This window comes from Rhodococcus sp. 320_ES, assembly GCF_059691855.1.
This window is the reverse complement of the sequence record NZ_JCAWAG010000002.1, coordinates 215,693-228,940: the sequence shown is the minus strand read 5'-3', so window position 1 is coordinate 228,940 and position 13,248 is coordinate 215,693. Positions and strand designations below refer to the sequence as shown.

General features: G+C 67.4%; 14 protein-coding genes. 8 read left to right on the top strand and 6 right to left on the bottom strand.

Annotation, left to right across the window (positions count from 1 at the left end; translation table 11 throughout):
• The 3 genes from AC59JP_RS07780 to AC59JP_RS07770 all read left to right on the top strand — a co-directional run bounded on the left by AC59JP_RS07780 (position 1) and on the right by AC59JP_RS07770 (position 4,154).
• Positions 1 to 852, top strand: a complete 852-nt coding sequence (locus tag AC59JP_RS07780) for a DUF3027 domain-containing protein (protein WP_497325161.1) — start codon at positions 1 to 3, stop codon at positions 850 to 852.
• Positions 853 to 977: 125 nt separating this feature from the next.
• A complete protein-coding gene (locus AC59JP_RS07775) occupies positions 978 to 3,557 on the top strand; it encodes a sacsin N-terminal ATP-binding-like domain-containing protein (RefSeq protein ID WP_497325160.1) in 2,580 nt (859 codons plus the stop codon).
• 30 nt (positions 3,558 to 3,587) lie between these two features.
• Positions 3,588 to 4,154, top strand: a complete 567-nt coding sequence (locus tag AC59JP_RS07770) for a phosphatase PAP2 family protein (RefSeq protein WP_497325159.1) — start codon at positions 3,588 to 3,590, stop codon at positions 4,152 to 4,154.
• Here the strand turns inward: AC59JP_RS07770 and AC59JP_RS07765 are convergent.
• On the bottom strand, positions 4,132 to 4,266 hold the full coding sequence (locus AC59JP_RS07765; RefSeq protein WP_497325158.1) for a hypothetical protein: 135 nt from the start codon (positions 4,264 to 4,266) through the stop codon (positions 4,132 to 4,134). The genes AC59JP_RS07770 and AC59JP_RS07765 overlap by 23 nt on opposite strands.
• A gap of 109 nt (positions 4,267 to 4,375) precedes the next feature.
• A complete protein-coding gene (locus AC59JP_RS07760) occupies positions 4,376 to 4,633 on the bottom strand; it encodes a DUF2530 domain-containing protein (RefSeq protein WP_497325157.1) in 258 nt (85 codons plus the stop codon).
• A gap of 118 nt (positions 4,634 to 4,751) precedes the next feature.
• Between AC59JP_RS07760 and AC59JP_RS07755 the strand changes: the two genes are divergently transcribed.
• Together AC59JP_RS07755 and AC59JP_RS07750 are read left to right on the top strand one after the other, a co-directional pair.
• Positions 4,752 to 5,183: an Rv0880 family HTH-type transcriptional regulator gene (locus tag AC59JP_RS07755; RefSeq protein WP_497325156.1), complete on the top strand. Its 432-nt coding sequence runs from the start codon at positions 4,752 to 4,754 to the stop codon at positions 5,181 to 5,183.
• Positions 5,184 to 5,216: 33 nt separating this feature from the next.
• Positions 5,217 to 6,458 carry an MFS transporter gene (locus AC59JP_RS07750; RefSeq protein WP_497325155.1) on the top strand — a complete coding sequence of 414 codons (1,242 nt, stop codon included), beginning with the start codon at positions 5,217 to 5,219 and terminating at the stop codon, positions 6,456 to 6,458.
• On the opposite strand, the gene AC59JP_RS07745 is transcribed toward AC59JP_RS07750, so the two are convergent.
• Positions 6,455 to 7,669 (bottom strand): GNAT family N-acetyltransferase, encoded by a 1,215-nt coding sequence (locus AC59JP_RS07745; protein ID WP_497325154.1) that lies wholly within the window; start codon positions 7,667 to 7,669, stop codon positions 6,455 to 6,457. The genes AC59JP_RS07750 and AC59JP_RS07745 overlap by 4 nt on opposite strands.
• 44 nt (positions 7,670 to 7,713) lie before the next feature.
• On the opposite strand from AC59JP_RS07745, the gene AC59JP_RS07740 reads away from it, so the two are divergent.
• Positions 7,714 to 8,514 (top strand): TrmH family RNA methyltransferase, encoded by an 801-nt coding sequence (locus AC59JP_RS07740; protein WP_497325153.1) that lies wholly within the window; start codon positions 7,714 to 7,716, stop codon positions 8,512 to 8,514.
• Positions 8,515 to 8,784 (top strand): DUF2537 domain-containing protein, encoded by a 270-nt coding sequence (locus AC59JP_RS07735; RefSeq protein ID WP_497325152.1) that lies wholly within the window; start codon positions 8,515 to 8,517, stop codon positions 8,782 to 8,784. It abuts the gene before it with no gap.
• On the opposite strand, the gene AC59JP_RS07730 is transcribed toward AC59JP_RS07735, so the two are convergent.
• The 3 genes from AC59JP_RS07730 to serC form a co-directional block, all read right to left on the bottom strand.
• Positions 8,781 to 9,500: a DUF6928 family protein gene (locus AC59JP_RS07730; protein ID WP_497325151.1), complete on the bottom strand. Its 720-nt coding sequence runs from the start codon at positions 9,498 to 9,500 to the stop codon at positions 8,781 to 8,783. The two genes, AC59JP_RS07735 and AC59JP_RS07730, sit on opposite strands and share 4 nt — an antisense overlap.
• A gap of 46 nt (positions 9,501 to 9,546) precedes the next feature.
• Positions 9,547 to 10,410 (bottom strand): septation protein SepH, encoded by an 864-nt coding sequence (sepH, locus tag AC59JP_RS07725; protein ID WP_497325150.1) that lies wholly within the window; start codon positions 10,408 to 10,410, stop codon positions 9,547 to 9,549.
• Positions 10,411 to 10,498: 88 nt separating this feature from the next.
• Positions 10,499 to 11,620: a phosphoserine transaminase gene (gene serC / locus AC59JP_RS07720; protein ID WP_497325149.1), complete on the bottom strand. Its 1,122-nt coding sequence runs from the start codon at positions 11,618 to 11,620 to the stop codon at positions 10,499 to 10,501.
• Positions 11,621 to 12,836: 1,216 nt separating this feature from the next.
• Between serC and AC59JP_RS07715 the strand changes: the two genes are divergently transcribed.
• Positions 12,837 to 13,076, top strand: a complete 240-nt coding sequence (locus AC59JP_RS07715; RefSeq protein WP_497325148.1) for a hypothetical protein — start codon at positions 12,837 to 12,839, stop codon at positions 13,074 to 13,076.
• Positions 13,077 to 13,248: the final 172 nt, after the last annotated feature.

Genomic DNA, 13,248 nt, shown 5'->3' with positions numbered 1-13,248 from the left:
GTGAGTGTTGTCTCCCCGAATCAGCCGACGTCCGATCCGAGCACGGTCGACGCCGTCCTGGCCGACGCCGTCGAGTCGGCCCGTCAGGCCGTGGTCGAGCTCGGCGAAGGTCCCGTCGGTGCGCACCTCGGTGTCGAACCGGCCGGCGAGAGTGCCGCGATCCACCGCTTCGATGCCGACCTGCCCGGATACGGCGGCTGGCAGTGGGCGGTCGTGATCGCTGCTCCGCCCGGCGCAGATGCGGTGACGGTCAGCGAAGTCGTTCTGCTGCCCGGCCCCGACGCACTCGTCGCGCCGACGTGGATCCCCTGGGACCAGCGCATTCAGCCGGGCGACCTGTCGCCCGGTGATCTCCTCCCGCCGCCGGTCGGTGATCCTCGGCTCGTTCCGGGGTACGTCGCCACCGGCGACCCCGAGATCGACGACGTCGCACTCGAACTGGGCTTCGGGCGCACCTCCGTCATGAGCCGTGAAGGCAGACTCGACACGGCCGAACGGTGGTTCGAAGGCGATTTCGGTCCCAACGCCCCCATGGCGAAGACCGCCCCGGCCACGTGCGTGAGCTGTGGGTTCTACCTGCCGATCGCGGGATCGCTCAAGGCAGCGTTCGGCGTGTGCGGCAACGAGATGTCCGCCGACGGTCACGTGGTGCACGCCGAATACGGCTGCGGCGCACACTCGGACACCGTCGGACCCACCGGCGCCGGATCACCGGCCTTCGACGCGTACGACGACGGCGCACTCGAGACGGTGGCACGGCAGCCGGTCGCGCACACGGAGAGCACAGAAGCTGTCGAGACCATCGAAGCAGCTGAAACCACCTCCGACCAGGAAACGCCGTCGAACCCCTAGCGGACCCGTTCGGCACCGCCGAGCTCCGAGCGTCGGTCCTCGCCTCGTGGCAGTCGTCCCCGACGCGCCTGCGTGAGGACGCGGCCACCGAATCCGACCTCGTGCGTGGGGGATACCGCGATCGAGTGCTCACCGAACTCGTGCAGAACGCCGCCGATGCCGCCGCTCGCGCCGGGGTGCCCGGCCGGGTCGCCGTGTGGTTCGAGGGGCAGGCGCTCCATGTCGCCAATGTCGGTGCGCCGCTCACCCGTTCCGGTCTGACCGCGCTGGCCGCTCTGCGCGCGTCCGACAAGTCCGAGGGCGCCATCGGCCGCTACGGGGTGGGGTTCACCGCCACCCGATCACTGGGTGAGCGGATCGAATTCCGCAGTCGCACAGGGTCGGTGATGTTCGATGCAGATCGGACGCGGGCCGAGCTGGCGACGATCGGCGTCGGCGAACCCGCCGAGATCCCCGTTCTGCGCTTGCCCTGGCCGGCGGCCGAGTCGCCCGCCGAGGGATGGGATTCCGAGGTCGTGGTGCTCGTGCGCCCCGACGTGGATGTGGCGCAGCTCGGTGCCGACTTCGACAGCGAAGCAGTGGATCTGCTGCTGGAAGTCGAGGGCGTCGAGTCGATCACGCTGAGCGGCAACGAGATAGCCCGAATGACGAGTGTCGATCGGGTTCCCGAAGAGGTGCGCATCGGCGATCGAGTGTGGTGGCGGGGACGGACCGATCACGCGCGCTGGCTGATCCCGGTGGTCGACGGAGAGCCCCGGCCGGTTCGCGGCGACGTGTTGCGTGCACCGACGCGTTCCGACGAAACGCTCTCGCTCCCGGCGATTCTCGTGACCGACGTACCCCTCCAACCCGATCGTCGACGGATCCTCCCGGGTTCGTCGATGCGAGACGCGGCGGCCGGGTACGCGGGTGTCGTGCGCACTTTTCCTGCGCAACTGCGGCTTTCGATGGTCCCCCGGGCGGGTCTCGCGACGAGTCCCGTCGACGCCGAACTTCGCGATCTCATTACCCGGGATCTGATGTCGCATCCGTGGATTCCCACCGTCGTCGGGGACGACGTGCGGCCGGGTGAGGCGGCCGTTCTTCCCGGTGCGAGCGCGGAGCTTTCCAAGATTCTGGCCGACGTGGTGCCCGGGCTGGTGATCGCCGATCTCGCGGACCCGTCCGACACGTCGCTGCTCGCCGGTGTGGGCGTGCAGGTTCTGGGTCTGTCACGGGTGGTCGAGATGCTGTCGGGTGTTGCCCGCGATCCGGCGTGGTGGCGCTCGCTCTACGAGGCGCTGTCTCCTCTCGTGCGCGACGGTGCTCACGCGGAAGAGGTTGCGGCGCTTCCGGTTCCGTTGACCGACGGTCGCACCGTCACCGGTCCTCGGACGGCGATCGTGTTGCGGGACGTGGGGGACGAGCCGATCGGCAGGGTGTCCTGGGCGCGGGTGGTCCATCCTGCCGCGGTGCATCCCCTGTTGAGCCTGCTCGGTGCGCAGGATGCGCGCGCCGCCGATGTTCTGTCGGACCCGGCGCTGGTGACGCTGCTGGAGGACGACGATCAGGTGAGCGACGAGCTCGTCGACGAGGTCCTCACTCTCGCACAGCGATTGGACGGCAGCACGGCACTGGCGTCGACGCTCGGTCGACTTCCGCTCGAGGACTCCGGAGGTGACATTCGTGCGGCCGACGAGCTGCTGCTGCCGGACTCACCGCTCGCCGCGGTGCTGGTGTCCGATTCGCCCTTCGGGGTCGTGGCGGCGTCGCTCGTGGACCGTTACGGCGCGGCCGCACTGCGCTCGGTCGGGGTGGGGTGGACGTTCGCGGTGGTGCGGGACGACGATCCGACGGGCCCGGACCACGACCTCGACGACGAGGACGCGTGGTGGGACTCGCTGCCCGACGAGCCCGATTCTCTTCTCGCCGTGCGCGATCTCGATCTCGTCGACGACGACGCGTGGCCGGCCGCGCTGACGGTGCTGCTGAACGACGCGCACACGGCCGAGGCCGCCGCGGACCGGTTCGGGTACACCGCATGGTGGCTCCGCCGGCACGCGCGCATCGGCGGGCAACGGCTCGGTGCCTTGCGGTTACCCGGCCATACCGCGTTCGAAGGTGTGCTCGATCCGCTGGAGCACCCCGATGCCGATCGCATGGCGGCGTTCCTCGCGCCGGAGACCGTCGACGACGTCGATCTCGCGCAGCTGTTGCTCGACCGGCTGGCGGACGACAGGCGTTCGGTGTCGCCGGCGGTCGTGGTGTCGACGCACTCCGCTCTGGCGGCTGCTGTCGAGTCGAATCTGCTGGACGTGACGGACATCGAGCCGCCGAGTGGCGTGCGGTCCGTGACGGGTGCGGTGTGCGCACCGGACGACGCGCTGGTGCTCGATCGCGCGTGGCTCGCGGCGGTGGTCGATCCCGCGGTGATGGCGTTGGGCGCGGTGGAGACGGCGGACGCGCTGGCGGATCTAGTGGATTGCCGGACCGCGTCGAGTGCCGTCACCGCGGCGGTGACGAGTGTCGGGATGGACACCGTGGTGGCCGACGATCCCGTCCTGACGGTGTGGAGCGTGCTGTCCGGAATACCGCCGGAGTCCGAATCCGTCTGCGTGCACGACGATCTGAGGGTGTCGCTCGACGGGGGGTCGGCGCGCAGCGTGCCATTCTGGGTGGAGGACTCGGGGCGGGTGCACGTGAGCAGGAAGTGGGAATGGCGATGACAGAGGCTGGTCGATGACAGAGGTTGGCCCATGACGCAGGTGGATCAGAGTGTTCTGGACTGGGTCCTGGTTCACCGATCTCCGGCGCTCACGGACGCGTTCATGCTGATCACGACATCGGGCAACACGGCGGTCATGACGTCTCTGGCCGTGGTTCTCGTCGCGGTGCTGTGGGTGCGACATCGGCGAGTGGACGCGCTGGCCGCAGCGAGTGCGATGGCACTGGCGTGGATCGTGATGAACGGGGTCAAATACGCGACGCGGAGAACGCGGCCGCCGGAGCCGGAGCGGATCGTCGACATCTCGACGTACTCGTTTCCGTCGGGGCACGCCTTGATCTCGGCGGCGTTCGTGACGGTGGTGTTCGTTCTGGTTCTGAACAGTGGGGCGCGCCGAGCCACGGTCGTGGTGGCCGGATTGGTTCTCGGGCTGGTGACCGTGGCGGTCGGCGTGTCGCGAATCTATCTTGCGGCGCACTGGTTCTCGGACGTCATCGCAGGCTGGGCCCTCGGCGTCGCGGTGGCAGTGCTGGCGATGACCGTCGTGCGGCGGTCGATCGCGGAGCGGTTACCGCTCAGTGATCGCGCTGCGCGATGACGAGCAGCTCGTCACGCATGGAGGGGCTGCTCACCGAGTTCGCGCGTGCGTAGAGATCACGCAGCGAGCGGCTGTTGCGACGGCGAGCGATGAAACTTTCGACGAACTTCACTTCTTTTACCTCAGAGCATGTTGTGGTTGATTTGCCTTACATAACCAAGTGTCCACGTTACGGCTGTGTTACTCAACCTGCGCCGGGGTGAGTTTGCGCACGTCAGGCGCTAGACGAGCCCCCGCTGGGCGCCCTTGTTTCCCCGTCTCGCCGATCGCCGCTGAGCAGCGAACAGGGCGAACCCGAGGCATCCGACGGCGATGCCGGTCCAGCACGTCGGCAGTGCGGACGACCATCGGTCTCCGCCGAGAAGGACGACGATCGTGGCGATCACCCATACCGCGATTCCGCCCGCGATCACCGTGGACGGTTCGCTCCACCGGGCGGGAATCGACGGGAGCTGTTGCCCGGGATCAGGTTCCGACATTTCCGGAACGCTACTCCGATCGTGGCCGGTCAGCCGGTGCTGATGGCGATGCGGCACGAAACAACTCACGATCACCGACCTGAGCGCCGTTTACCGTACTGTGACGTATTCTCTGCCTGTGACTCAGGAATTGCGCACCCTTGCCGGCGACCTTGCACTGGCAACCGTGCGCCTCGGTCGGCACCTGCGGGGTCGTCGCTCCGAGAGCCAGGTGAGCCTGACTCAGCTGTCCGCCCTGGCCACCCTCGCCCGTGAAGGGTCCATGACGCCGGGCGCGCTGGCCGCTCGGGAGAGAGTGCAACCGCCGTCGATGACGCGCGTGGTCGCCTCGCTCGGCGATCTCGGACTGGTCAAGCGTGTCCCACATCCCACCGACGGACGACAGATCATCGTGTCGCTCTCGGAGTCCGGCAAGGCGATCATCGACGACGAGACCCACGCCCGTGAAGTGTGGTTGACCGAGCAGTTGCGTGTCCTGAACCCGGAGCAGCTGGCGGTGCTGCGCGAGGCCGTCGACATCATGACCGCCATCGTCGGCAAAAGCGAGTGACCCGACAAAAGTCGTGAGCGTAACTTAGTACTTGTGAGTTCAACGCGGCCCTCCCTCTTCGACGCGCTCCACAGCTACAACTACCGGCTGTGGGCGTCCGGTCAGATCGTGTCGCTGGTCGGAACGTGGATGCAACGCGTCGCGCAGGACTGGTTGGTTCTGACTCTGTCCGGCGGTAACGGTCTCGCGGTCGGCATCGTCATGGCACTGCAGTTCGGTCCGACTCTGCTGTTGTCGGTGTGGGGCGGCGTTCTGGCCGACCGCTACGACAAGCGCAAGCTCCTGATGGGTACGCAAGCCGCGGCCGCGGTGTTCGGCCTGATCCTCGGGCTTCTCGACGTCGGCAACGTCGTGCAGCTCTGGCACGTCTACGTCCTTGCGCTGCTGCTGGGGTGCTCGTCGGCGATCGACGCTCCCATCCGCCAGTCCTTCACCATCGAGATGGTCGGAAAGGACAAGCTGGCCAACGCCATCGGGCTGAACTCGATGACGTTCAACACCGCCCGCATCATCGGCCCGGCCATCGCCGGCGTGCTCATCACCGTGATCGGAACCGGATGGGTCTTCCTCATCAACGCCGCCTCGTTCGCTGCGGTGTTCACCGCCCTCGTGGCCATGCGAGAGAGCGAACTGTTCACCGTCGAACGCGCCGAACGCGCCAAAGGTCAAGTGCGCGAGGGCTTCCGCTATGTGTGGGGGCGCGGCGATCTACGGGTTCTTCTCGCCACCGTGTTCGTGGTCTCGACCTTTGGAATCAACTTCCCGCTCAGCCTGTCGGTGCTGGCCCGCAACGGATTCGAGAAGGGCGCCGACGCCTACGGTCTGCTGTCGACGGTGCTGGCGGTGGGAACACTGCTCGGTGCCACCCTCGGGGCGCGCAGGCGCGGCGCCGCCGGAATGAAGCTGTTCGTCGGGTCCGCGGTCGCGTTCGGCATTCTCGAAACGGTCGCCGGGCTGATGCCGTCGTTCGTCGGGGTTGCGCTGGTTCTGATTCCGACCGGCGCGGTGCAGCTGACCTTCACGATGGCCGCCATGAACATCCTTCAGGCGTCGGTGCCGTCGGAGATGCGAGGACGCGTCATGGGCATCTACATGCTGTGTTTCCTCGGCGGCACCCCCATCGGCAGTCCGCTCCTCGGCAAGCTGGCCGACGTGCTCGACCCACGCGCCCCCTTGGTGATCGGCGGCGTTCTGTCACTGATCGCTGCGCTGTGCGCGTTCGCCGCTCGGTCGCGGTACCGCAGCGCCGAGGCCGAACTAGCGCTGACGCGCTAGAAGAACCAGCCGATCTCGGGCTGTCGATCGGTGGAGAACGCCAGATCGAACTCGTGCAGTGCCTTCTCGCTCGCGGCGCCCACCCGACCGGCGGCCGCGAATTGGCGAGCCCGGTGTCCGCCCAGGTAGAGGCTGCCCAGAACGGACAACGACGTCGTGACGTCCGGTTCGGCGTCGGTTCGCGTCACCTCGGCCCGTCCGCCGGTGACGACGAGACGGAAACGGCCACCTGCGTTCAGGAACGGATCGACCACCTCGATCACCAGGTCGGTTTCGATGGCGTAGGTGCGGGCCTCGAGCGCGACCGGAACGTCCATGATGCGCACCCAGAGGCCGTCCTTGACGCCCGTGACGGCGGGCGCTCGCCGGTCGGTGAGCAGGGTGAACAGTGGGTCGCCGGGCGGGAGGGTGACCTCGATGGTGTCGACGAGGTCGATACCGCACAGAACCTGCCACAGCGCGGAGCGTGCCTCGTCGGTGACCGCGACGAAATCGACGACGCGCGCCTCCTGTGCCCCGGCGGTACCCACCCGCCGACCGCGGCGGTAGGCGACGTACCCGTCGGCGTGAACGACGAAGAAGAGGGGGCTGAACCCCTCGCGACTGTTCTCGCGATCGGCGAAGAACCGCTCCCAGCGCACCGCGGGCATGGGCTGCGCACCCGGGGTGACGGCCTGCCAGCGACGGTAGATCTCCGGCAGCAACGTCTGGGCCGTCGCACTTTCGACCAGCCGCGTTCCTTCGCCCGCCGGTGCATCCCTGTGGAACGTGGCGAACCGGCGATCGAGCTCGACGGCGACGCCCGCGGTGGCCGCGCCGTATCCGAACCGCTCGTAGATGGTGGCCTCGCTGGCCGTCAGAACCGACAGCGGCCGCCCGGCCTCCTCGAAGTGAGTGTGCTGCTCGGTGAACATCTTTCGGAGGATGCCGCGACGGCGATGCGTCGGAGCCACCGACACCCACGACACACCCGTCGCCGCCAGTGAGGCGCCGCCCGGGACCGTCACGTGCATCGGGAAGTGCATCGTCACCCCGACCGCGAGGTCGCCCGCGCACGCGAGCACGATTTCCGAGGACTCGGTGAGCAGCTTCGTCTCGGCCAGGTCCTCGGCGTTCTGGTGCTCACCGAAGGCGTGGGCGTCGAGAAGCGCGATGGCATCCCAGTCGTCGTCGGTGGCGGGTCGGATCGTTATGTTCTGCTCGGTACTCATCACCCATCAGCTTTTCACACCGGTCTCCCTGCGAGAATGAGTCGGTGGTGAGCGTTCTGGACATCTCCGATCCATCCGACCCCCGGCTCGACGACTTCCGCGACCTCAACTCGTCGGACCGGCGACCGGATCTGCCGGAAGGCAAAGGCCTGGTCATCGCCGAGGGTGTCCTGGTGGCGCAGCGGCTGCTGCATTCCCGCTTCACGGCATCGGCGCTGCTCGGTGTCGACCGGCGGTTGACCGAGCTGCACGACGACCTCGTGGACGTCGACGTCCCCTTCTACCGGACCACCGCCGAGGTCATGGCCGAGGTGGTCGGATTCCACCTGAATCGCGGTGTGCTCGCCGCGGCCGCTCGGCCCCCTGCTCTCGCCCTCGACGACGTGCTCGCCGACGCCCGAACCGTGGCGGTGCTCGAAGGGGTCAACGATCACGAGAATCTGGGCTCGATGTTCCGCAACGCGGCCGGGCTGGGTGTCGACGCCGTACTGTTCGGCGGTGCATGCGCCGACCCGTTGTACCGACGGGCCGTGCGGGTGTCGATGGGGCACGTGCTCAGGGTTCCGTTCGCGTCGGTGCCCGACTGGCCGCGCGGACTGAGCCGGTTGCGGGACAGGGGATTTCAATTGATCTCGCTCACGCCGAACCCGTCGGCGATTCCGCTTGCCGACGCGATGACGGGTGACAAGGTCGCCGTCCTGCTCGGCGCCGAGGGGCCCGGCCTCACCGAGCACGCGATGCGCGCCACCGACATTCGAGCGCGCATCCCGATGGCGCCGGGAACGGACTCGCTCAACGTGGCCACCGCCGCGGCGATGGCCTTCTACGAACGGGTGCGGGTGTAGATGACAGAGACCGAGAACACCCCGTGGTTCGCCGGCATGCTCTGTGCGGCACTGGCTGCCGTGCTCTCCGGTGCGCTGATCATGTCGATGGGACTGGTACTCGGCACGATCAGTGCGGTGTTCTCGGTGATCGTGTTGGTGGTCGTCATCGCCGGTGCCGCACCGACACTGATGCGCTACCGGCGAGCACCGGTGTGGCGCTGGGTCGTTCCGGGACTGGCGGTGGGTGCCGCGGTCGGATTCGTCGTCGTGCTGTTCGACCTTGTTTAGGAAACCTTGCGGCGGAACAGACCCCGCTTGACCTTCTTCGGTTCCGGGGCGGGCGCCGACGGTTCCGGCGCCGATTCGCTGGGATCGCGCATCATGAAGTCACACAACAACACCGAGAGCGGATCGATCTCCCCGTCGTGAGCCGCGCCGATCATGCGCACCCCCAGCCAGTGCGCACTCGCGGCGTCCGCGAACTCCTGCGGATGGAAGGGCAAGGCCTGCGGATCGGGCATGGTTCCGGCGGGGTACTGCATCGGGTGCTCACCGGCCCAGAAGGGGCGCTCCCAGGGCTGAGGCAGCCCCTCGTCCTCGTGAATGTACGACGGTGCAGCGCTGAACGATCTCCGCAGCGTGCCGCCGCGCCACTCGGCGAAAGCGCCCCACGCGAACTCGGCCTCGGCAGCAACCAGATACGTACGTTCGGACGGAACGCGTCGGATCCACTCATCGGGCAAGGTCGACGGCGTCGCAACGGCCGATTCGGCCGAACACACCACGGTGACACCGGGAAAGCACCCGACGAGCACGCGCCGGGGCGTGGCCACCGCACCGAACGCACTGATCGGCGCCGTGCCGACCGATTTCGGTTCGAGCCCGGGGTAGAGCCGGCGAGCGATAGCCGCGGCGGCGTCGAGGTCGCTCGGCCCGCTCGACCGGAGTACGGCAGCCGGATCGGACGCATCGACGTACCAGATCGCCGACGCCGGGACGCCCACTACGACGTCCCTCCACGCAGACGGGACAGCCGGTGACAGGGTGCGGTCATCGCCCGTTACTACGCACGCCGAGCAGGACATCCTCCCAGGACGGCATGGCAGGCTTGCCGCGCTTGTCCTTGGAGCCGCCGTGGCCCGGAGCGGGCTTGGGTGTGGGTATCTCGGGAGGTGTGGGTGCTTCGGGGGCAGCGGGTGTCTCGTCGACGACCGGCTCGGGCACCGTCGCCGTGCGATCGCTCTCGGATTCGGTTCCGTAATATTCGTCGAGGGTCTGTTGTGACTCGTCCGCCGCGGGGGCAGCCGGCACGGGCGCGAGCCCGCGCAACTGCCGACCGAAATCGGGGTCGATGAGTTCGGACGCAGCGCTGTCGAGCGGAACGACGCTGCCCCCGTGGGCGTCGGGCTGGAAGCGCCAGTGAGCTGCGATGGTCGTGCGGCCCGCCTGCCACTGCAGCTGAACGACCCAGTGATTTTCCTCGTCGCGCCAGGCGTCCCACTCGGCCGCGTCCATCGAATGTCCTCGTCCGCGGAACGCCAGGGTGACGATCTCGGCGAGAGTCAGCACGGCGGGCCCGTCTTCACGGACCGGGTGGCCGAGCTGAGCGAGATCTGCGGCACGTGAGCGTTCGAGCAACACCGGGTGCGCGTAGCGCTCGACCTTGCTGGGCGCCATTCCCGATTCTTTCGCCACCTGCGCGATGGACGCGCCGGATCGGATTCGCGACTGGATTTCGCGGGGCCGCATCAGTGAGTCCATTTCGATCTCGATCTGTCCGAGCCGAGCGGCGTCTCCGCGAGCGGCAGCACGTAATTTCTCGTCGGCAGGAAGCCGGAACTTGTCACCCTTGGCGTCAGCGCACACGATGTGCTTTCCGTCGGAGGCCAGGCCGATCACGTGGATGTCTCGCACGGTCACTCCTTTGCGTCCGGTCGAAAGCGTAGCCCTCGTGCCGAGTCCGACTCTAATGCACGTCCGCGACGATCACGGCCGGACACGCTCACGTCAGGTTGGCAACCACGTGATCGATGCAGGCCGTCAATGCGCTCACGTCGTCCGGGTCCACTGCCGGGAACATGCCGACGCGCAGCTGGTTGCGGCCCAGCTTGCGGTACGGCTCCGTGTCGACGATCCCGTTGGCCCGCAGAATCTTTGCGACCGCGGCGGCGTCCACCGAGTCGTCGAAGTCGATCGTGCCGACGACCTGCGAACGGTGCGCGGGATCGGCCACGAACGGCGTCGCGAAGGCGGACTTCTCCGCCCAGTCGTACAGGCGCGACGACGAATCCGCCGTGCGGGACGTCGCCCAGTCCAGTCCGCCGTTGCCATTGAGCCATTCGATCTGATCCGCGAACAACAGCAATGTCGCCACCGCCGGGGTGTTGTACGTCTGATTCTTCGAGCTGTTGTCGATGGCGATCGGAAGTGACAGGAAATCCGGAACCCAGCGTCCCGAGGTGGCGATTTCGTCGACGCGGGCCAAAGCGGCGGGGCTCATCAGCGCAATCCAGAGTCCGCCGTCGGCTGCGAAGTTCTTCTGCGGTGCGAAGTAGTACACATCCGAATCGGCGACGTTCACCGGGAGACCGCCGGCGCCCGACGTCGCGTCGATTGCGATCAACGCGTTCTCCGAACCTGCAGGCCGTTGCACAGGAATGGCGACACCGGTCGACGTTTCGTTGTGGGCCCAGCCGATGAGGTCGACGGACGGGTCCGACGTCGGCTCGGGGGCGCTACCCGGCTCCGCCTTCACGACGATCGGGTCGCCGATGAACGGGTTGGCCTTCGCCACCGACGCGAACTTCGAGCTGAACTCGCCGTTCGTCAGGTGCAGCGACTTCTCGCGGATCAGGCCGAACGCCGCGGCGTCCCAGAACGCCGTCGTTCCGCCGTTCCCGAGGACCACCTCGTACCCGTCGGGCAGCGCGAACAGGTCGGCAAGCCCGGATCGAATGCGTCCGACGACATCCTTGACCGGCTTCTGGCGGTGGCTGGTGCCGAACACGGAGGCGCCGACGTCGACCAGGGACTGCAACTGCTCCGGCCGCACCTTCGACGGGCCGCACCCGAAGCGTCCGTCCTTCGGCTTGAGGTCGGCGGGGATCGTCGGCGTGTCGGCCATGGCGTCGTTGCGTCCTTACGTTGCGGAGTCCGGGCGTTCTCAGGTTAGTCGGCGGGTGGGCGGGGGCGTGAACCGGTCGTGCGGGGCATGGGGTTTGTGGTTCGGGCGGGTTTGTGGTTCGGGGGTTTGTGGTTCGGGGGTTTGTGGTTCGGGCACCTCGGATTGCTCGGGGCACTGCCGATGGCGGATGCCTGTTGCGAATGGGAGTGCCCGGGGTCAGGGCACCTGCGATCGCGGGTGCACCAAAGTGGCGAGCGCACGGCGAGTACCGGGGTGCCCCGAGTTCGGGCACCTCGGATCGCTCGCGGCACTGCCGATGGCGGGTGCCTGTTGCGAAGGGGAATGCCCGGGGTCAGGGCACCTGCGATCGCGGGTGCACCAAAGTGGCGAGCGCACGGCGAGCGGCCGATGGCAAGACCCTGTCCGCGATCTGTGGACGAACTACTAAACAATCCACAGTTCGAGTTCAGCACTACCGCGGCCGCACCAGCCCGTCCACTATTCCGTCATGGACTCCGTCGGGCCGGACTTGTGGACACGGCAGCAGATGCACGGATCGGGCCGCACCGACAGCGATATCCGACGCGAACTGGCGCAGGATCGACTGACTGCAATTCGTCCCGGGGTGTATGCATCGTCCACCGAATTAACGAATCTTACTGCAGCGCAACATCATATGGTGCGCGTTCGGGCTACCGCATCTGCCACGGACGGCGTGGTAAGCCACCAGTCCGCTGCCGTGGTTCACGGGTTTTCCATGTGGAAGCCTGACCTTCGACTCGTACACATGACCGTCGACCGCGCGAAGAGCGGCCGAACCACGACTCGACGTCACGTGCACGCCGCGCCACTCGGGCCTGCGGATGTTGTTGACGTTGACGGCATGAGGGTGACCAGTCCCGCACGAACCGTTGCAGATCTCGCCAGAACGCTGACATTCGAACAGGCTGTATGCGTTGGCGATTCGGCTCTCCGAACCGGAACGGTCACTCGGGAAAGCATCGCCGACTCGGTGATGTCGAGGCCGCAACGAGGGCAGAAGCGCGCACTCGAAGCGGTCGAGTTCATGGACGGACTGAGCGAAACGGTTGGTGAATCGCGCAGCCGAGTCATGCTACGTACGTTCGCTTTTCCCGCACCTGAACTTCAGATTGCGCTGTGTGCGCCGGACGGTCGATTCTTGGGCCGATGCGATTTCCTGAACGAGGAGGAGGGTGTGATCAGCGAGTTCGACGGTCAGGTCAAGTACACGAAGCACGTGCCGCCGGGTCAGGTCGCCGGCGACGTCGCGTTCGAGGAGAAGAGGCGCGAAGACGAGCTACGTTCGCATGGCTGGGTAGTGGTGAGGTGGGTCTGGGCGGATCTGGCCGCGCCGCAGCAGCTTGCTCAACGAATTCGCCGAGCGTTCGCGATCGCCGCCACGATGCCCACGCCGACAACGGTTCGGCGTTCCTAGACGAGCCCCGTGCACCCCGGTTCGCTCCGTGCATCTGCGATCACGAGTGCCCGACGCGATCTGCGGTGCCCAAGCCCCGTGCCCTTGCTATCACGAGTGCCCGACGCGATCTGCGGTGCCCCAGCTCCGCGCACCCCGGTTCGCTCCATCCCCCCGCAATCCCCGGTGCCCC

Bases quoted from the DNA above. Each gene is read 5' to 3' on its own strand.
- AC59JP_RS07770 (WP_497325159.1), top strand. From the start codon at position 3,588: ATGACGCAGGTGGATCAGAGTGTTCTGGACTGGGTCCTGGTTCACCGA.
- AC59JP_RS07745 (WP_497325154.1), bottom strand. From the start codon at position 7,669: ATGAGTACCGAGCAGAACATAACGATCCGACCCGCCACCGACGACGAC.
- AC59JP_RS07735 (WP_497325152.1), top strand. From the start codon at position 8,515: ATGACAGAGACCGAGAACACCCCGTGGTTCGCCGGCATGCTCTGTGCG.
- serC (WP_497325149.1), bottom strand. From the start codon at position 11,620: ATGGCCGACACGCCGACGATCCCCGCCGACCTCAAGCCGAAGGACGGA.
- AC59JP_RS07760 (WP_497325157.1), bottom strand. From the start codon at position 4,633: ATGTCGGAACCTGATCCCGGGCAACAGCTCCCGTCGATTCCCGCCCGG.